Origin of the sequence: Labrys okinawensis, assembly GCF_047345005.1 — a bacterium.
Lineage (GTDB): Bacteria > Pseudomonadota > Alphaproteobacteria > Rhizobiales > Labraceae > Labrys > Labrys okinawensis.
Window position 1 is genome coordinate 3048351 of sequence record NZ_CP178864.1, and the last position, 17036, is coordinate 3065386.

Consider the following 17036-nt stretch of genomic DNA (forward strand, 5'->3'; position numbering starts at 1 on the left):
TATATAGTAGCGGCCCGCCTGTTCTGGCGGGCCGCACCTTTCTTGGCGCGCTTTCGACACGGCGGAGCACGATATGGCATCGGCGGCGGAGCAGCTTGCTGCGAGCATCAATTGGAGTTCGTTCTCCAAGGCTGACGAACTTAAGAAGCGCATTTGGTTTACGCTGGGCGCGCTGCTCATCTACCGGTTGGGCACCTATATTCCCTTGCCCGGCATCAATCCCGAGGCCTATGCGAGCGCCTTCAACGGCCAGGCCGGCGGTATTCTTGGTCTTTTCAACATGTTTTCGGGCGGTGCGGTTTCGCGTATGGCGATCTTCGCGCTCGCAATCATGCCCTATATCTCCGCCTCGATCATCATTCAGCTTTTGACGACGGTGGTGCCCCAGCTCGAAGCTCTCAAGAAGGAGGGCGAGCAGGGTCGCAAGGTCATGAACCAATATACCCGCTATCTCACGGTGGTGCTGGCAACGGCGCAGGCCTGGGGTATCGCGGTGGGCCTCGAAGGCGGCCAGGGCATAGTCACCGATCCCGGACTGTTCTTCAAGCTCTCGACCACCGTCTCGCTGGTCGGCGGCACGATGTTCCTGCTGTGGCTGGGCGAGCAGATCACCTCGCGCGGTATCGGCAATGGTACCTCCCTGATCATCCAGGCCGGCATCGTCGCCGAGTTCCCGACCCATCTGGCCCAGATGTTCGATCTGGCCCGCACGGGCGGCATGTCGCCGATCACGCTGTTCATGGCGCTGATCGTCGCGGTGGCCGTGGTGTTGGCGATCGTGTTCTTCGAGCGCGCTCAGCGGCGCCTGCTGATCCAGTATCCCAAGCGTCAGGTTGGCAACCGGCTCTATGAGGGCCAGTCGTCGCATCTGCCGCTGAAGCTGAACACCTCGGGCGTCATTCCGCCGATCTTCGCTTCCTCGCTGCTGCTGCTGCCGACCACGGCCGCCACTTTTGTGGCTGCGGGTAATCCGAATTCCTGGCTCGCCAACGTCGCCATCTACCTGAACCACGGCAAGCCGCTGTTCATGGTGCTCTATGCGATCCTGATCGTGTTCTTCTGCTTCTTCTACACGGCTATCGTGTTCAATCCGACCGAAACGGCCGATAACCTGAAGAAGCATGGCGGCTTCATCCCGGGCATCCGACCGGGCGAGAACACCGCCAAGTTCATCGACTATGTGCTGACCCGCATCACGGTGGTCGGTGCGATCTATATCGCCCTGGTGTGCATGGTGCCGGAGATCCAGAATTACCTGGTTCCCTCTGTTCCCTTCGTCCTGGGCGGGACTTCGCTGCTCATCACGGTGAGCGTGGCAATGGACACGCTGGCCCAGATCCATGGACATCTGCTCGCTCATCAATATGAGGGGCTGGTGCGCAAGACCAAGCTGAAAGGGCGTCGCGGATGAAGCTCATTCTCCTGGGTCCGCCGGGGGCGGGCAAGGGTACCCAGGCCGTGCGATTGGTTGAGAAGCATGGCATTCCTCAACTGTCGACGGGCGACATGCTGCGGGCGGCCGTTAATGCCGGAACGCCGGTGGGAGTGAAGGCCAAGGCGGTGATGGCTGCTGGCAACCTGGTGTCCGACGACATCGTGGTCGGCATCGTCGCTGACCGTATCGAGGAACCGGATGCGCATAACGGCTTCATCCTGGACGGTTTCCCGCGTACGGTCGCGCAGGCGGAAGCTCTCGACAAGATGCTGGCCCAGAAGGGCATGCATCTCGACGCCGTGATCGAGTTTCTGGTCGACGAATCCGTCCTGCTGTCGCGTATCGAAAAGCGAGTGGCCGACACCATCGCCACCGGGGGCACGCCGCGTAAGGACGACAATGCCGAAGCTCTCAAGGCTCGCCTCGAGAGCTATCGCAAGGAGACGGCGCCCCTTTCCGACTATTATCGCAAATGCGGAGATCTCTACACCGTGGATGCGATGAGATCGATCGAGGATGTTTCCGCCGAGATCGATGATATCTTGGAGCCTCCCGAGTTAGGGGCGGCTTCCAGTGCATAACGGCCATTCGGCCGATTATGCATGAACTTTGTCTTTACGAGTTGACGTCTTCGCAGAGAATCTCTACAAGGCGCAACTCACGTCAAAGACGCGCGGGCCGATCGCTCATTCGAGCGAACGGCTCGTTTTTGCGCTGCCGGTTCGCCGGAGATGATTGGACTGATCTTCGGCCCTTCGCCGGATCAAAGATTTGGAGACCGGAAATTGGCCCGCATCGCTGGTGTCAACATTCCCACCGCCAAGCGCGTCGAAATCGCGCTGCAATATATCCATGGCATTGGCCCGGCCAAAGCCAAGGAAATCGTTGCCAAGGTCGGCATCGCGCCTGAGCGCCGTGTCCACCAGTTGTCGGATCAGGAAGTTTTGCAGATTCGCGAAACGATCGATCGCGACTACATCGTCGAGGGTGATCTTCGCCGTGACGTTGCCATGAACATCAAGCGTTTGATGGATCTTGGCTGCTATCGTGGCCTGCGTCATCGTCGCAGCCTGCCTGTCCGTGGACAGCGCACGCATACCAATGCCCGCACCCGCAAGGGCAAGGCAAAGCCGATCGCCGGCAAGAAGAAGTAATTCGTTTTCTCTTTTTGTCCCGAGCGCCTGGTACAACGGGCGCGCTTGAAGGATTTATACATGGCCAAGGAAGCCGCAGGTCGCGTTCGCCGTCGCGAGCGCAAGAATATCGTTTCTGGCGTTGCACACGTCAATTCGAGCTTCAACAACACGATGATTACCATCACCGACGCCCAGGGCAACACGATTGCCTGGTCTTCGTCGGGCACGATGGGTTTCAAGGGTTCGCGCAAGTCGACCCCCTACGCCGCGCAGATGGCTGCCGAGGATGCTGGCCGCAAGGCGAGCGAGCACGGCATGCGTACGTTGGAAGTTGAAGTCTCCGGTCCGGGTTCCGGTCGTGAATCGGCCCTGCGCGCCTTGCAGGCGTCGGGCTTCACGATCACTTCTATCCGCGACGTGACGCCAATTCCACATAATGGTTGCCGCCCGCGCAAGCGTCGTCGCGTCTAGTTTCGCGATTTGAAATGGCCCGGCCGCTGTTCGAGCGTGTCGGGCTTGTTGGCAGCACCGAGACCGATTGAAGGGTGTCGTCGTGATTCAGAAGAACTGGCAGGAACTTATCAAGCCGCAAAAGCTCGAAGTGACTCCGGGAGACGATCCGAAGAGCCAGGCAACTGCTGTTGCCGAGCCGCTGGAGCGTGGCTTCGGCGTGACCTTGGGCAATGCGTTGCGCCGCGTTCTGCTGTCGTCCCTGCAGGGCGCAGCGGTGACGTCCGTGCATATCGACGGCGTGTTGCACGAGTTCTCGTCCATCCCCGGCGTGCGTGAGGACGTGACCGATATCGTCCTCAACATCAAGGAAGTCGCCGTCAAGATGTCGGCGGAAGGCCCCAAGCGCATCGTGCTGAAGAAGCAGGGTCCTGGCCAGGTCTTCGCCGGCGACATCCAGACGGTCGGTGACATCCAGATCCTCAACCCCGAGCACGTGCTCTGCACGCTGGACGAGGGTGCCGAGATCCGCATGGAATTCACCGTCAACACCGGCAAGGGCTATGTTGCGGCTGACCGTAACCGTCCGGAAGATGCGCCGATCGGCCTGATCCCGGTCGACAGCCTCTATTCGCCGGTCAAGAAGGTCGCCTTCAAGGTCGAGAACACCCGTGAGGGCCAGATCCTCGACTACGACAAGCTGACGCTGACGATCGAGACCAATGGCTCGATTACCCCGGACGACGCGCTGGCTTTTGCCGCTCGCATCATCCAGGACCAGTTGGAAGTCTTCGTCAACTTCGAGGAGCCGAAGAAGGAATCCGAAGCCCCGGCCATTCCGGAGCTTGCCTTCAACCCGGCGCTCCTCAAGAAGGTGGACGAGCTGGAACTGTCGGTCCGTTCGGCAAATTGCCTGAAGAACGACAACATCGTCTATATCGGCGATCTCATCCAGAAGACGGAAGCGGAGATGCTCCGCACGCCGAACTTCGGCCGCAAGTCCTTGAACGAGATCAAGGAAGTGCTGGCACAGATGGGGCTCCACCTCGGCATGGAAGTGCCGGGCTGGCCGCCGGAGAACATCGAAGAGCTGGCCAAGCGCTTCGAGGAACATTATTGATCCGGCGCATCGCGCTGCCAAACGATAGGGAACAGGGCAATGCGTCACGGCAAGGCTCATCGCAAATTCAACCGTACCGCCGAACACCGCAAGGCGATGTTCGAGAACATGGCGGCTTCGCTCATCAAGCATGAGCAGATCGTCACCACGCTCCCCAAGGCGAAGGATCTTCGCCCGATCGTCGAAAAGCTTGTCACCCTCGGCAAGCGCGGCGACCTGCACGCTCGCCGTCAGGCCGTCGCCCAGCTTCAGGACGAGACCATCGTCAAGAAGCTCTTCGACGTGCTGGCGAGCCGCTACAAGACGCGGCAGGGTGGCTACACCCGGGTGCTGAAGGCTGGCTTCCGCCACGGTGACTCGGCGCCCGTCGCCGTGATCGAGTTCGTCGATCGCGACGTCTCGGCGAAGGGCCTGGATTCCGGTCCGGTGCAGGATCAGGCCGAAGCCGCCTGATCTTCTGGAAACGGATGAAAATTTCGAAGGGCGGTGCGCAAGCGCCGCCCTTTTTGCTGGGAGCGCGGACGTCCTACGACACTCAAGGGAGTGTCGGACGATCCGCTCTTGAACCGCCGGCGTTTCGAGATAGAGCGCAACGGTTTGTCCAAGCTCCTCGCAATGATAATGATCGCGCCTTATTTATACGAGTCTGTGGTTCGAGAGCGGATCGTCCGACACTCCCTTGAGTGTCGTAGGACGTCCGCGCTCCCAGCTATCATCCGGAGTCGCCTATGCGCCGTCTCGCCCCTGCCGCCCTCATCCTGCTTGCCGGCCTGATCCCGGCCCACGCGCAGGATGCCGCCGTGCCGCAGAGCACCGGGCAGGTAAAGCTTTCCTTCGCGCCGGTGGTGAAGGCGGTCACGCCTGCGGTGGTGAACGTCTACGCCACCCATGTCGAGAAGGAACAGGCCAATCCGATGTTCGACGACCCCTTCTTCCGTCAGTTCTTCGGCGGCGGGGGTGGGGCGCCGCGCGACAGGGTGGAGCGTTCGCTGGGCTCGGGCGTGATCGTGGCGAAGGACGGCATGATCGTGACCAATTACCATGTCATCGCCAATGCCACGCAGGTGCGCGTCGCGCTTTCGGACAAGCGCGAGTTCGATGCCGACATCATCCTCAAGGACCAGCGCGCCGACCTTGCCGTTCTCAGGCTCAAGGGCGCGAAGGGGGATCTGGCCACGCTCGACATCGCCGATTCCGACAAGGTTCAGGTGGGCGACCTCGTGCTTGCCATCGGCGACCCCTTCGGTGTGGGCCAGACCGTGACCTCCGGCATCGTTTCGGCATTGGCGCGCAGCCAGGTCGGCCAGTCCGACTTCCAGTCCTTCATCCAGACCGATGCCGCCATCAATCCTGGCAATTCAGGTGGGGCCCTCGTCGACATGTCCGGCAAGCTCGTCGGCATCAATACCGCGATCGTCTCGCGCTCGGGCGGCAATATCGGCATCGGCTTTGCCATTCCCGCTGCCATGGTGAAGGTGGTGGTCGCCTCGGCCCAGGCCGGTTCCGACCGTGTGCTCCGGCCCTGGCTCGGCGCCAGCCTGCAGAACGTCACCTCGGAGATCGCCGAATCCCTGTCGATGGACCGGCCGACCGGCGCACTCGTCACTGATGTGGCCAAGAGCGGCCCGGCGGCCGAGGGCGGCCTCACGACCGGTGATGTCGTGCTGAGTGTCGATGGCATGGCCGTCTCCGATCCCGATGAGTTCGGCTACCGCTTCGCGACCAAGGCGCTGGGCGGTACGGCTGAACTCGACGTGCTGCGCAAGGGCGAGCATGTCACCGTTCCCGTGAAGCTGACCGTGGCACCGGAAACCACGCCGCGCGATGAGACCGTGCTGGAGGGCGACTCGCCGTTGGCTGGCGCGACGGTTGCCAATCTTTCGCCAGCCGTGGCCGAGTCGCTCGGCATGTCGATGGATTCCGCTGGCGTGGTTGTGACGGACGTCGAGGATGGTAGCGCCGCCGCCAATTTCGGCTTCCAGAAGAAGGACATCATCCTGGTCATCAACGGCCAGAAGGTGACCGATCCCAAAACGCTGAACCAGCTGGCGCAGGAGCAGCGCCACCTCTGGCGCATCACGATCAACCGTGACGGCCAGCAGATCTCGACGATCCTGGGGGGCTGATGGCGGATCTCTTCTCCTCCGCGGGACTGGACAAGGACGCGCCGCGTCCGCTGGCGGACCGCATGCGGCCGAAGACGCTTGCCGAGGTGGCAGGACAGGACCATCTCGTCGGGCCCGAGGGGGCGCTGACGCGCCTGCTGGCGTCCGGTTCGATGGGCAGCCTGATCTTCTGGGGCCCACCGGGCACCGGCAAGACCACGGTGGCACGCCTGCTGGCCGGAGAGACTAACCTTGCCTTCGAGCAGATCTCGGCGATCTTCACCGGCGTCGCCGACCTGAAAAAGGTGTTCGAGGCAGCTCGTTCGCGCCGCATGATGGGCCGTGGCACCTTGCTCTTCGTCGACGAGATCCATCGTTTCAATCGCGCCCAGCAGGACAGTTTCCTGCCCGTGATGGAGGACGGCACGGTGACGCTGGTCGGCGCCACCACGGAGAACCCGTCCTTCGAGCTCAATGCCGCGCTGCTTTCGCGCGCCCGCGTCATGGTGTTCAACGCCCTGGACGAGGCGGCGATCCTGCGCCTGCTGGTCCATGCCGAAGAGGTCGAGGGCAGGAAGCTGCCGCTCGACCAGGAGGCGAGGGCGGTACTGGTGCGCATGGCGGATGGTGACGGCCGCGCGAGCCTTACTCTGGCAGAAGAAGCCTGGCGCGCCGCCAAGCCCGGCGAGGTCTTCGATGCCGCCACGCTCCAGCAGGTGCTGCAGCGTCGCGCGCCGATCTACGACAAGTCCGCCGACGGTCACTACAATCTGATCTCGGCCCTGCACAAATCCGTGCGCGGTTCGGACCCCGACGCCTCGCTCTATTATCTCGCCCGCATGTTCGATGCCGGCGAGGATCCGCTCTTCATCGCCCGGCGCGTGGTGCGCATGGCGGTGGAGGATATCGGCATGGCCGATCCGCAGGCTCTCGTCGTCGCCAATGCCGCCAAGGATGCCTATGACTTCCTCGGCAGCCCCGAGGGTGAACTCGCCATCGCTCAGGCGGTGATTTACGTCGCGACGGCACCGAAGTCGAACGCTACCTACACCGCTTACAAGGCCGCCACGCGTCTCGCCAAGGAGGCGGGCTCGCTGACGCCGCCCAAGATCATCCTGAACGCGCCGACCAAGCTGATGCAGGCGGAGAATTACGGCCAGGGCTATCGCTACGACCATGACGAGCCGGAGGGGTTTTCCGGCCAGAACTATTTCCCCGATGCCTTAGGCCGCCGCCGGTTCTACGAGCCGGTGGAGCGGGGCTTCGAGAGGGAGATCCGCAAGCGGCTGGAGTATTGGGAGAAGCTGAGGCGCGAGCGGGGCGAGGGATAACCCCGGGATCGCGGGCTTACAGCCTGCTCTTGGAATTGATCAACTCGCGGGAAAGGAAGATGCAGGCTGGAAGCCTGCGATCCCAGGAATCAGGCCACCAGCTCATCCGCCTCGGTGTCGCCCTCATAGAGAAGCTGCGCTTCGGCCAGGGCCTCATCCAGCCGGCGGCCGGTGCGGTAGCTTGCGACGCCCGCCGTCTGCTGCATGCCCGGCAGAAGGCGCGGGCAGGGCTCGGCAGCGCCGATCACCATGCTCACCGGGATGACGCCGGCCCAGACCGGATGGCGGTAATCCTCCTCGTCGTCTCCGACACCGGCGGCGCGTACCTTGGCCGAAGCCTCTTCGATGCGCATGCCGATCACCATGGTTGCCTTGGTTTCCTGCGCATGGGTCTCGCGCAATTCGGCGGCGCGGCCGGGATAGAAGCGGTCGACCACGCCGCGCAGCGCCTTCCCCTTTTCGTCCGGGTCGTCGATGATGCGGGCGGTGCCGAAGCAGATCGCCGAGCGGTAATTGGCGGAATGATTGAAGCCGCTGCGCGCCAGCACCAGCCCATCGAGATGGGAGACGGTCAGGCAGACCGGCGTGCCACCCTTGAGGTTGCGCAGCATGCGGCTGGCCGAGGAGCCATGCCAATAGAGCCAGTCGCCCTCGCGCCAATGAATGGTCGGCGTACAATAGGGCTGCCCGTCGATGACATAGGCGACATGGCAGAGGAAACCGGCGTCGAGCACGGCGTAGACTGCCTCGTGATCGTAGCGGCCACGATCGTGCCGGCGCTTCAGCCGGTTGCGCCCCGTTACGGCGAAGCTGGCGGAGGTTGCTTCCTGTACCTTCATGGCCCTTGCTTTTCATGTTGAATTGGCTGAACAGTGCGCCATGCCATTGGTTCGAAAAAGATCCAATACTGAAATAAAAAAAGAGAACCAATCCGGCGGATTGGTCGATCCTGATGCCTGTGCTGCCGGGCAGTGGTCCGCGCAGCCGCGAGCTCTATGTCGCCATTCGTAAACTTATCGAGACCGGACAGGCGTCGCCCGGCACCAAGCTGCCAACCACCCGTGATCTCGCCCAGCGGCTCGGCCTTTCCCGCGCCGCGGCCGTGGCTGCTTTCGAGATGCTGGTGGCGGACGGTTTTACCGAGGCGCGTGTCGGCTCGGGCACTTTCGTCTCAACCGTGGTGCCGACCATTGCGACCGCCCCGCCGGTTTCAGTACTCCCCCGGTCACAACGGGCGTTGCCTTGCGAACTGGGCGTTGCGACGATCGACCAGAAGACCATGGCGATCTTCCGCCGGCTGCTGTCGCGCAGCCTCCTACGACCGGGGCCGGAGCATTTCCACTATGGCGACAGCCGTGGCGGGCCGGCCGTGCGCGAGGCTATCGCCGCTTATCTGAGGACGGCCCGCGGCGTGCGCTGTGATGCCGAGCAGATTATCGTAACGACCGGCACCATGCATGGCATGAACCTTGTCGTCCGCGCCATGTTGGTCCCGGGTGACGAGGCCTGGATCGAAGATCCCTGCTACATGACGGCAAGGGCCGTGCTGGAGAGCATCGGCGCCCGCGTCATCGGCATTCCCGTGGACAGGGAGGGGCTCGATGCCGAGCGCGGCGAGGAGCTTGCTCCACGTGCGCGGCTTGCCTATGTCACGCCGTCACATCAGTTTCCCCTTGGCGTTCCGATGACGATGCGCCGCCGCCTGGCGTTGCTTGACTGGGCAAAGCGCCGTAATGCCTGGATCATCGAGGACGATTACGACAGCGAATACCGCTTCGCCGGCGCACCCCTGACGGCCTTGCAGGGTATGGACGGCGCCGAACGCGTTGTGTATCTCGGCACCTTCTCGAAGGTGCTATTTCCAGGCATCCGTATCGGTTACGCCGTCGTGCCCAAGGCACTTCTGCCGCGCATCGTCGCATTGCGCGGTTTCTTCGACCGGCAACCGCCGACGCTGGCCGAGGCCGCCGTCGCCGAGTTCCTGGATGGCGGCCATTTCGCCGCGCATCTGCGCCGCACCCGCCGGCGCGTCGAGGCGGGGCGTGATGCTCTCCTGGAGGCGCTCGCCTGCCACGCCGCGGGCGCGCTCAGCGTGATGGCGCCCGACCAGGGGCTCCACCTGGTGGCGGGACTGGGCGACAATCGCGACGACAGCGCAGTCGCCAGCCGCCTGGTCGCGGCAGGTGTGGGCGCCAAGGCGTTGTCGCCGATGTATCTCGACCTGCCACCCCGGCAAGGCCTCGTGCTGGGGTTCTCTGGTTTCGACGGAGCGACGCTGGCCGCGGCCGCTGCGACGATAGGCGGCGTCCTGAGCAAATCGTGAGCGCATGGGGGACTATTCCGAAGCGCCGCCCTCCTGGGGCAGGTCATCGCGGATCTCGTAATAATCTCCCTTCTGCCCGACGCAGATGTGCTTCACCAGCCTCAATCCTGTCGGCTCGTTCAGGGTGCCTGCAGCGATCGATATGTGGTTTGCACCTTTGCCGTCCCAGAAGATCTGAGCACCGCATTTCGCACAGAAGCCTCGCCGGGCCGTCGGCGAGGAGCGGTACCAGCGCAGCTTGCCGTTGTCGACGACTTCGAGGTCAGCGGGATCGCAGGCCGCATAGGCAGCGTGATGGCTGTGCAGCCGCCGGCACAGATAGCAATGGCAGGCCCAGACGTCGCGCAATGGCCCGCGAATAGTGTAGCGCACTGAACCACACAGGCAGCTGCCGGTGGCCCGTACGGGCCGCGTTTCGTTTCCACTCATGGGATGTCCCTCTGGTCAAATCTCACAATCCATCGATCCGGCCGGCAGCCACGGCGATGCCGAGCCCTCGCCTATCTTCCCGCCGGTCTGAGGCAGGCCGTCGGCGATGTCGTAATAGTCGCCCCGCTGGCGCACGCAGAGATGGCTCGTCAGCCGCAGGCCCGTGGGCTCATCGATTGTGCCGGCAGCGATGGCGATGTGCTGCCTGTCGTCGCGTGCCGAGAACATCTGGGCTCCGCATCTTGCACAAAACCCTCGCCGCGCCAGGGGCGAGGAGCGATACCAGCGCAGCTTGCCACCGGCGGTGATTTCCAGGTCCGACGGATCGCAGGCCGTATATGCCGCGAAATGGCTGTGCAGCCGCCGGCAAAGGTAACAATGGCATGCGGAGACGTCGACGAGCTGTCCGCGGACAGCGAAGCGCACCGAACCACACAGGCAGCGGCCCGTGGCCCGGAGCGGCTTTTTCCCACTTTCATTCATCGCAGCACCTCCTTGCAATCGCAGTTAATAGGACTATATTTCTAGAACTATGGTGATATTCAGGAGGCGACCATGTTTGAGCGTATCCGGCATATTTTCGACGAGTTGCTTGCGCAACGCGAACGCCAAGCCAATATTCGATATTTCGATGGCCTGAGCGATCGGGTGCTGAGCGATATCGGTGTCGACCGCAGCGAAATCCCCAGCCTGTTCGGCAGCGCGGAGGCTGGCGCGACCGGACAGCGGGGGCAGCCGTCGCTCAGAGTCGTGAGGGGAACGCATTACGCTCCCTGAACAGGGAACGGTGGCACGCCAATGGCGATGATGGACATGGCCTTCGAGGATGCAGCGCGTTGCATGGCAGAACTTGGCCATCCACACCGCCTGCAGATCTTTCAACTCCTCATCAAGGCCGGCGGCGAGGGGCTGGCGGTCGGCGAGATCCAGCGTCAGCTCGGTATTCCCAAATCGACCCTTGCCCATCACATTGCCCAGCTTCTGGCGGCGGGATTGATGACGCAGGAGCGCCAGGGCCGGGTGCAGCGCTGCCGCATCGCCGCGGGCCGAGCCACGGCCTTCGTCACCTTCTTCGTTACGGATTGCTGCGAAGGCCTGCCTGGGGTCGAACTGGCGATTTGAAGCAGACAGGCCGGTCTCTCTGCTTTATAGGGACGCGATCCCTTTCATTGCGCTTCGGAATCTTAATGTCCTTCCTGGTCGAAACCCGTATCGTCACTGCTGATGAGGACGGCATGCGTCTCGACCGCTGGTTCAAGACGCATTTCCCGGACCTCGCCTTCGGCCATCTGCAGAAGCTGCTGCGCTCGGGCCAGGTCCGTGTCGACGGCGGGCGAGCCAAGACCAATGATCGCTTGGCCAAGAACCAGAGCATCCGCGTGCCGCCCCTGCCGAAATCCGAGCAGGGCGCATCCAATCCCCATATTGCTACAAAGCGTTCGGCGCAGGCCGAGAAGGATGCCGAGTTCATCCGCTCGCTGATCCTGCATGAGGACAAGGACGTGCTGGTGATCAACAAGCCGCATGGCCTTGCCGTGCAGGGCGGTTCGGGCACCGAGCGCCATGTCGACGGCATGCTGGCGGCCCTGGCTGGCCCCGATGGCGAGAAGCCGCGTCTCGTCCATCGTCTCGACCGCGATACCTCCGGTGTGCTGGTGCTCGCCAAGACCCGCAAGGCCGCTTCCGAACTCGGCGCCATTTTCCGTACCCGCTCGGCCCGCAAGATCTACTGGGCGCTGGTGAAGGGCGTGCCCTCGCCCAAGCAAGGGCGCATCTCACTCTTTCTTTCCAAGCAACTTGGCATGGATGGCGAGAAGGTGCGCGTGATGAAGCATGGCGACGAGGAAGCCGTGCATTCGATCACCTATTATTCGCTTGTAGACCGGGCCGCCAATTCCGTGTCCTGGTTGTCGCTCAAGCCCGTCACCGGCCGCACCCATCAGTTGCGCGCCCACACCGCCCACATCGGTCACCCGATCATCGGCGATCCCAAATATGGCGAGGCGATGGAGAACATCCCCGAAGAGCTGCCGAAGAAGCTGCATCTGCATGCACGCCGGATCACCTTGCCGCACCCGCGCGGCGGCACCCTCGATGTCACCGCGCCGCTACCGCCCCACATGCGCCAGAGCTTCGATATTCTCGGCTTCGATGCCTCTGCCTATGACCCCATCGTCGATGCGCCGGAGGATTAAGCCCAAGTGAAACTCGTCCTGTTCGATGTCGATGGCACTCTGCTCGACAGCCAGCATCTGATCCATGCCTGCCTGGTTCATACTTTCGAGCGCCTCGGCCGCCCCTTGCTGCCGCGGGCCCGGATGCTCAGCATTGTCGGGCTGTCGCTCGAACCGGCCGTGCGTCAATTGCTGGGCGAGGAGACCACCGCGGCCGAGATCGAGCAGGCTGCCGCTTATTATCGCGAGGCTTTCCTTTCACGGGTGGATGACCCCAGCCATGCGCCGCCGCTGTTTCCTGGCGCAGCGGAGGTGGTGGCGACGCTGCGCCAGCGCCACGATGTCGTCCTCGGCATCGCCACGGGCAAATCCATGCGCGGCGTCGAACGCATTCTCGACGGTTTCGGCTGGAACAAGGGCGTCTTCGCCACCATCCAGACCGCCGACAAGGCACCCTCAAAGCCCCATCCCGGCATGGTGCTGCAGGCGGCGCGCGAGGTGGGCCTGCCGCCCGAACAGGCGATCATGATCGGCGATACCAGCTTCGACATCCTGATGGGCCGCGCCGCCGGCGCGGCGACGGTGGGCGTGTCCTGGGGCAACCATCCGGTGGCGGAACTGCGTGAAGCCGGAGCGGACCACATAATCGATACCTTCGACGAACTCCTGCCGCTGGTCGAGGCCCTCAAGGTGCCGGAACCCTCATGAACCACGAGCGCGATTTCTACAGCCATTGGTTCCGCGACGGTTCGGTTCCCGATCCAATGCATTCGGCCCAGAAGGGCATGAAGCCGGAACTGCCGAAACGCTTCTACAAGCAGGCGCATGTCGTCGAGAAGGATGGACTTCTTGCCGTCGCGCTCGATGGGCGCGTGGCCCGCACACCTGCCAAGGCGCTGCTGGCCTTTTCCTCATCCGACATCATGCAGGCGCTGGCTGAGGAGTGGAACGCGCAGGCCGATCATATCGACCCCTTCGCCATGCCGATGACACGCATCGCCAATTCGGCGATCGATGGCGTGCGCCAGACGCGCCAGGCGGTGATCGACGAGATCGCCAAATATGGCGGTTCGGACCTGCTGTGCTATCGCGCCGACACGCCTGCGGAACTGGTGCGCCGGCAGAACGAGGCATGGAACCCCGTTCTGGAATGGAGTGTCCGGAATGTCGGGGCCGAGCTGACTCTCACCGAGGGCATCATCCACAAGGCTCAGCCTCCCGAGGCGCTGGCCGCCATCGCCCGGGCCGTGTCGACCTTCGACGAGCTTGGCCTGGCAAGTCTCCATGTGATTACAACGCTCACCGGGTCCGTCGTGCTGGCGCTTGCGGTGGCCCGTGGCCATCTCGAGCCGGAAGCGGCCTGGGCGGCCGCGCATGTCGACGAAGACTACCAGATCGAGCTTTGGGGCAGTGACGAGGAGGCCCAGCAGCGCCGTGCCTGGCGCTGGCGCGAGATGGAAGCAGCGTCGCGGTTGCTGGCGATGCTTCGGTAATCCCCGGCAGCGCGGATATCCGCGCCGCCGGCACTCACCCTTCGCTGGCGAGGCGCTTCTCGCAGGCTGCCAGCAAGACGCAAAGTGCAACGGCGTCCGCAGCCTGCCTCACCTCTGCAAGGCTCGGATAGGTCGGCGCGATGCGCAGTGTCCTGTCCAGCGGGTCCTTGCCATAGGGATGGGTGGAGCCAGCCGGCGTGAGTGCGAGCCCAGCTGCCTTGGCGAGAGCTACGACACGGCTCGCGGTGCCCTCCATCACATCGAGAATGATGAAGTAGCCACCGGCCGGCTTCGTCCAGCTTGCAAATCCGTAGGGCGCCAGACGGTTCTCGAAAGCCGCTTCCACCGCCGCGAATTTCGGCGCGATCAGGCTGCGATGCTTCTCCATATGATCATGGATGCCCTTGAGGTCCTTGAGGAAGCGGACATGGCGCAGCTGGTTGAGCTTGTCGGGGCCGATCGTGCGCTTGCCGGCGCTGTCGAGATACCAGCGCACATTGGCGGGGGAGCCCGCCAGGAAAGCGAGGCCTGCGCCGGCCAGCGTGACCTTCGAGGTCGAGGCGAAGATGATCGGGCGGTCGGCATTGCCGGCCTCACTGCAGGCATCGAGGATATTGCGCAGATGCGGGCGCTCGTCGCCGAGGTGATGCAACGCATAGGCGTTGTCCCACAGGATGCGGAAATCGCTCACGCCGGTCTTCATGCGCGCCAGACGCTCCACCGTCTCGCTGCCATAGGTTTCGCCGCTCGGGTTGGAATATTGCGGCACGCACCAGATCGCCTTGACCCTTGCATCGGCTACCAGACGCTCGACTTCATCCATGTCGGGACCGTTGCCTGTGAGCGGCACAGGAATGAGCTTGATACCGAAGGATTCGGCGAGGGCGAAATGCCGGTCATAGCCTGGCACCGGGCAGAGGATGGCGATCTCCTCTTCCTTCGACCAGGGCTTGCCGCCGCCGGGCACGCCGCGCAGGAGCGCGTAGACCAGGAAGTCATGCATCATGGCCAGGCTCGAATTGTTGCCGACCACGATCTGCGCCGCTGGCGCGCCAAGCACCGGCGCGAACAAAGCGCGCACTTCGGCAAGGCCCTGCAGGCCGCCATAATTGCGGGCATCCTCGCCGGACTCCGTGATGTGGTCGCGGTTGCCGGGCAGCGCCAGCATGCCGCTGGCAAGATCGAGCTGCTCGGGCGCTGGCTTGCCACGAGTCATGTCGAGCGAGAGTTTGCGGCCCTTGAGCGCCTCATAGTCGCGCGTGAGATCGCGGTACAGGGCAGAGAGGGCCTGCGCGTCCATCCGGGCCAAAGTCGACATGGGAGCTTCCGTTCCTGATTGCTGCCGTGCGGGACTACAGCGCCGACCCGGGCGGTTCAAGCGGAAAGCGGGTTACCCCTCCACAGCTTCACCGGATTGCCTCGCGCAAAATCGATGAAATTTTCAGAATCACGGCTTATGGATGACAAGCGGCATTTGTCACAATGAGCCGCAGGAAACGCCGTTCATGAAGCATATCCTGGCTGAACTCGAAACTCGCCGCGCCCAGGCCCAGCTGGGGGGTGGCGAGAAGCGCATCGCCGCCCAACATGACAAGGGCAAGCTCACCGCCCGCGAGCGCCTGGAGCTGTTGCTCGATGCTGGTTCCTTCGAGGAGTTCGACGCCTTCGTGGAGCACCGCGCCGTCGATTTTGGCATGAGCAGCACCCATATCGCCGGCGACGGTGTGGTGACCGGCTGGGGCACGGTGAACGGGCGCAAGATCTTCGTCTTCGCCAAGGACTTTACCGTGTTTGGCGGCTCGCTGTCGGAGACGCATGCGGCCAAGATCAATAAGATCCAGGACATGGCGCTCAAGAACCGCGCCCCTATCATCGGCCTGTTCGACGCCGGCGGCGCCCGCATCCAGGAAGGCGTGGCGGCGCTCGGCGGTTATGGCGAGGTCTTCCGCCGCAATGTGCTGGCCTCGGGCGTCATCCCGCAGATCTCGCTGATCATGGGCCCCTGCGCCGGGGGCGATGTCTATTCGCCGGCGATGACCGACTTCATCTTCATGGTGAAGGATACCAGCTACATGTTCGTCACCGGCCCCGACGTGACCAAGACGGTGACGAATGAGAGCGTCACCGCCGAGGAACTCGGCGGCGCTTCCGTGCATGCCGTGCGCTCCTCGGTCGCCGACGGCGCCTATGAGAACGATGTCGAGGCGCTGCTGCAGATGCGCCGGCTGATCGATTTCCTGCCGGCCAACAATTGCGAGGGGCCGCCGGAGCTGCCGTCCTTCGACGATGCCGAGCGCCTGGAGCCTTCGCTCGATACGCTGGTACCCGACAATCCGAACAAGCCTTACGACATGAAGGAGCTTGTCACCAAATTGGCGGACGAAGGTGATTTCTTCGAAATCCAGGAGAAGTTCGCGCGCAACATCATCACGGGCTTTGCGCGCATCGCCGGACGCACGGTCGGCATCGTCGCCAACCAGCCGATGGTGCTGGCGGGCGTGCTCGATTCCGACGCCAGCCGCAAGGGCGCACGCTTCGTGCGCTTCTGCAACGCCTTCGAGATCCCGATCGTGACCCTGGTCGACGTGCCCGGCTTCCTGCCCGGCACGGCGCAGGAATATGGCGGGCTGATCAAGCACGGCGCCAAGCTGCTGTTCGCCTACTCGCAGGCCAGCGTGCCGCTGGTAACCATCATCACGCGCAAGGCCTATGGCGGCGCCTATGACGTGATGGCCTCCAAGCATGTCGGGGCCGACGTGAACTATGCCTGGCCGACGGCTCAGATCGCGGTGATGGGTGCAAAGGGCGCCGTCGAAATCATCTTCCGCCAGGACATGGCCGACCCGGAAAAGATCGCCGACCACGTCAAGCGCTACGAGGACCGCTTCCTCTCGCCCTTCGTGGCGGCCGAGCGTGGCTATGTCGATGAGGTGATCCAGCCCTCGCAGACCCGCAAGCGCGTGGCGCGGGCGCTTTCCATGCTGCGCAACAAGCATGTCGAGGCACCGAGGAAGAAGCACGACAACATACCATTGTGATG

19 protein-coding genes are annotated in these 17036 nt (G+C 63.3%); 15 read left to right on the forward strand and 4 right to left on the reverse strand.

The annotated features are described in order from the left end of the window. Positions 1 to 73 precede the first annotated feature (73 nt). The 8 genes from secY to ACMDCR_RS14225 all read left to right on the forward strand — a co-directional run bounded on the left by secY (position 74) and on the right by ACMDCR_RS14225 (position 7577). Positions 74 to 1411 (forward strand): preprotein translocase subunit SecY, encoded by a 1338-nt coding sequence (gene secY, locus ACMDCR_RS14190; protein WP_413993130.1) that lies wholly within the window; start codon positions 74 to 76, stop codon positions 1409 to 1411. Then, positions 1408 to 2016, forward strand: a complete 609-nt coding sequence (locus ACMDCR_RS14195; protein ID WP_413993131.1) for an adenylate kinase — start codon at positions 1408 to 1410, stop codon at positions 2014 to 2016. Before secY ends, ACMDCR_RS14195 begins: the two co-directional genes overlap by 4 nt. 204 nt (positions 2017 to 2220) lie before the next feature. Beyond that, a complete protein-coding gene (gene rpsM / locus ACMDCR_RS14200) occupies positions 2221 to 2589 on the forward strand; it encodes a 30S ribosomal protein S13 (RefSeq protein ID WP_068292123.1) in 369 nt (122 codons plus the stop codon). 60 nt (positions 2590 to 2649) lie between these two features. After that, positions 2650 to 3042 carry a 30S ribosomal protein S11 gene (gene rpsK, locus ACMDCR_RS14205; protein WP_068292125.1) on the forward strand — a complete coding sequence of 131 codons (393 nt, stop codon included), beginning with the start codon at positions 2650 to 2652 and terminating at the stop codon, positions 3040 to 3042. A gap of 67 nt (positions 3043 to 3109) precedes the next feature. After that, positions 3110 to 4141, forward strand: coding sequence for a DNA-directed RNA polymerase subunit alpha (locus ACMDCR_RS14210; protein WP_284317146.1), 1032 nt, complete (start codon positions 3110 to 3112; stop codon positions 4139 to 4141). 39 nt (positions 4142 to 4180) lie between these two features. Continuing rightward, positions 4181 to 4594, forward strand: a complete 414-nt coding sequence (gene rplQ, locus ACMDCR_RS14215) for a 50S ribosomal protein L17 (RefSeq protein WP_413993132.1) — start codon at positions 4181 to 4183, stop codon at positions 4592 to 4594. Between the two features lie 275 nt (positions 4595 to 4869). Beyond that, positions 4870 to 6267: a Do family serine endopeptidase gene (locus ACMDCR_RS14220; protein WP_413993133.1), complete on the forward strand. Its 1398-nt coding sequence runs from the start codon at positions 4870 to 4872 to the stop codon at positions 6265 to 6267. Beyond that, positions 6267 to 7577: a replication-associated recombination protein A gene (locus tag ACMDCR_RS14225; RefSeq protein WP_413993134.1), complete on the forward strand. Its 1311-nt coding sequence runs from the start codon at positions 6267 to 6269 to the stop codon at positions 7575 to 7577. The genes ACMDCR_RS14220 and ACMDCR_RS14225 overlap by 1 nt, the downstream gene beginning before the upstream one ends. Before the next feature lie 89 nt (positions 7578 to 7666). Here ACMDCR_RS14225 and ACMDCR_RS14230 read toward each other — a convergent pair whose 3' ends face one another. Further along, positions 7667 to 8416: a pyridoxamine 5'-phosphate oxidase family protein gene (locus ACMDCR_RS14230; RefSeq protein ID WP_413993135.1), complete on the reverse strand. Its 750-nt coding sequence runs from the start codon at positions 8414 to 8416 to the stop codon at positions 7667 to 7669. Between the two features lie 113 nt (positions 8417 to 8529). Between ACMDCR_RS14230 and ACMDCR_RS14235 the strand changes: the two genes are divergently transcribed. Further along, positions 8530 to 9900, forward strand: a complete 1371-nt coding sequence (locus ACMDCR_RS14235) for a PLP-dependent aminotransferase family protein (protein WP_413993136.1) — start codon at positions 8530 to 8532, stop codon at positions 9898 to 9900. A 12-nt stretch (positions 9901 to 9912) separates the two neighbouring features. Here ACMDCR_RS14235 and ACMDCR_RS14240 read toward each other — a convergent pair whose 3' ends face one another. Together ACMDCR_RS14240 and ACMDCR_RS14245 are read right to left on the reverse strand one after the other, a co-directional pair. After that, positions 9913 to 10329: a GFA family protein gene (locus tag ACMDCR_RS14240; protein ID WP_413993137.1), complete on the reverse strand. Its 417-nt coding sequence runs from the start codon at positions 10327 to 10329 to the stop codon at positions 9913 to 9915. A gap of 15 nt (positions 10330 to 10344) precedes the next feature. After that, positions 10345 to 10812 carry a GFA family protein gene (locus ACMDCR_RS14245; RefSeq protein ID WP_413993138.1) on the reverse strand — a complete coding sequence of 156 codons (468 nt, stop codon included), beginning with the start codon at positions 10810 to 10812 and terminating at the stop codon, positions 10345 to 10347. 72 nt (positions 10813 to 10884) lie between these two features. On the opposite strand from ACMDCR_RS14245, the gene ACMDCR_RS14250 reads away from it, so the two are divergent. The 5 genes from ACMDCR_RS14250 to ACMDCR_RS14270 all read left to right on the forward strand — a co-directional run bounded on the left by ACMDCR_RS14250 (position 10885) and on the right by ACMDCR_RS14270 (position 13996). Next, a complete protein-coding gene (locus ACMDCR_RS14250; protein WP_413993139.1) occupies positions 10885 to 11106 on the forward strand; it encodes a DUF1127 domain-containing protein in 222 nt (73 codons plus the stop codon). A 21-nt stretch (positions 11107 to 11127) separates the two neighbouring features. Then, positions 11128 to 11451 (forward strand): ArsR/SmtB family transcription factor, encoded by a 324-nt coding sequence (locus tag ACMDCR_RS14255; RefSeq protein WP_413993140.1) that lies wholly within the window; start codon positions 11128 to 11130, stop codon positions 11449 to 11451. A 65-nt stretch (positions 11452 to 11516) separates the two neighbouring features. Then, complete coding sequence (locus ACMDCR_RS14260; RefSeq protein ID WP_413993141.1) at positions 11517 to 12524, forward strand: RluA family pseudouridine synthase; 1008 nt, start codon at positions 11517 to 11519, stop codon at positions 12522 to 12524. A gap of 6 nt (positions 12525 to 12530) precedes the next feature. Further along, positions 12531 to 13211, forward strand: a complete 681-nt coding sequence (locus ACMDCR_RS14265; RefSeq protein ID WP_413993142.1) for an HAD family hydrolase — start codon at positions 12531 to 12533, stop codon at positions 13209 to 13211. After that, complete coding sequence (locus tag ACMDCR_RS14270; RefSeq protein ID WP_413993143.1) at positions 13208 to 13996, forward strand: ATP12 family chaperone protein; 789 nt, start codon at positions 13208 to 13210, stop codon at positions 13994 to 13996. Before ACMDCR_RS14265 ends, ACMDCR_RS14270 begins: the two co-directional genes overlap by 4 nt. Positions 13997 to 14030: 34 nt before the next feature. Here the strand turns inward: ACMDCR_RS14270 and ACMDCR_RS14275 are convergent, their stop codons facing one another. Then, the gene (locus tag ACMDCR_RS14275) at positions 14031 to 15314 is read right to left on the reverse strand and encodes an aminotransferase class I/II-fold pyridoxal phosphate-dependent enzyme (RefSeq protein ID WP_413993144.1); all 1284 of its coding nucleotides are present in this window, start codon (positions 15312 to 15314) and stop codon (positions 14031 to 14033) included. Between the two features lie 187 nt (positions 15315 to 15501). On the opposite strand from ACMDCR_RS14275, the gene ACMDCR_RS14280 reads away from it, so the two are divergent. Then, positions 15502 to 17034, forward strand: a complete 1533-nt coding sequence (locus ACMDCR_RS14280) for an acyl-CoA carboxylase subunit beta (RefSeq protein ID WP_413993145.1) — start codon at positions 15502 to 15504, stop codon at positions 17032 to 17034. Positions 17035 to 17036 lie beyond the last annotated feature (2 nt).

Coding starts and splice junctions, on each gene's coding strand:
- ACMDCR_RS14270 (WP_413993143.1), top strand. CDS start 13,208: ATGAACCACGAGCGCGATTTCTACAGCCATTGGTTCCGCGACGGTTCG.
- ACMDCR_RS14280 (WP_413993145.1), top strand. CDS start 15,502: ATGAAGCATATCCTGGCTGAACTCGAAACTCGCCGCGCCCAGGCCCAG.
- ACMDCR_RS14230 (WP_413993135.1), bottom strand. CDS start 8,416: ATGAAGGTACAGGAAGCAACCTCCGCCAGCTTCGCCGTAACGGGGCGC.
- ACMDCR_RS14195 (WP_413993131.1), top strand. CDS start 1,408: ATGAAGCTCATTCTCCTGGGTCCGCCGGGGGCGGGCAAGGGTACCCAG.
- ACMDCR_RS14255 (WP_413993140.1), top strand. CDS start 11,128: ATGGCGATGATGGACATGGCCTTCGAGGATGCAGCGCGTTGCATGGCA.
- rplQ (WP_413993132.1), top strand. CDS start 4,181: ATGCGTCACGGCAAGGCTCATCGCAAATTCAACCGTACCGCCGAACAC.
- ACMDCR_RS14220 (WP_413993133.1), top strand. CDS start 4,870: ATGCGCCGTCTCGCCCCTGCCGCCCTCATCCTGCTTGCCGGCCTGATC.
- rpsK (WP_068292125.1), top strand. CDS start 2,650: ATGGCCAAGGAAGCCGCAGGTCGCGTTCGCCGTCGCGAGCGCAAGAAT.
- secY (WP_413993130.1), top strand. CDS start 74: ATGGCATCGGCGGCGGAGCAGCTTGCTGCGAGCATCAATTGGAGTTCG.
- ACMDCR_RS14240 (WP_413993137.1), bottom strand. CDS start 10,329: ATGAGTGGAAACGAAACGCGGCCCGTACGGGCCACCGGCAGCTGCCTG.
- ACMDCR_RS14245 (WP_413993138.1), bottom strand. CDS start 10,812: ATGAATGAAAGTGGGAAAAAGCCGCTCCGGGCCACGGGCCGCTGCCTG.
- ACMDCR_RS14225 (WP_413993134.1), top strand. CDS start 6,267: ATGGCGGATCTCTTCTCCTCCGCGGGACTGGACAAGGACGCGCCGCGT.
- ACMDCR_RS14260 (WP_413993141.1), top strand. CDS start 11,517: ATGTCCTTCCTGGTCGAAACCCGTATCGTCACTGCTGATGAGGACGGC.
- ACMDCR_RS14275 (WP_413993144.1), bottom strand. CDS start 15,314: ATGTCGACTTTGGCCCGGATGGACGCGCAGGCCCTCTCTGCCCTGTAC.
- ACMDCR_RS14235 (WP_413993136.1), top strand. CDS start 8,530: ATGCCTGTGCTGCCGGGCAGTGGTCCGCGCAGCCGCGAGCTCTATGTC.
- ACMDCR_RS14250 (WP_413993139.1), top strand. CDS start 10,885: ATGTTTGAGCGTATCCGGCATATTTTCGACGAGTTGCTTGCGCAACGC.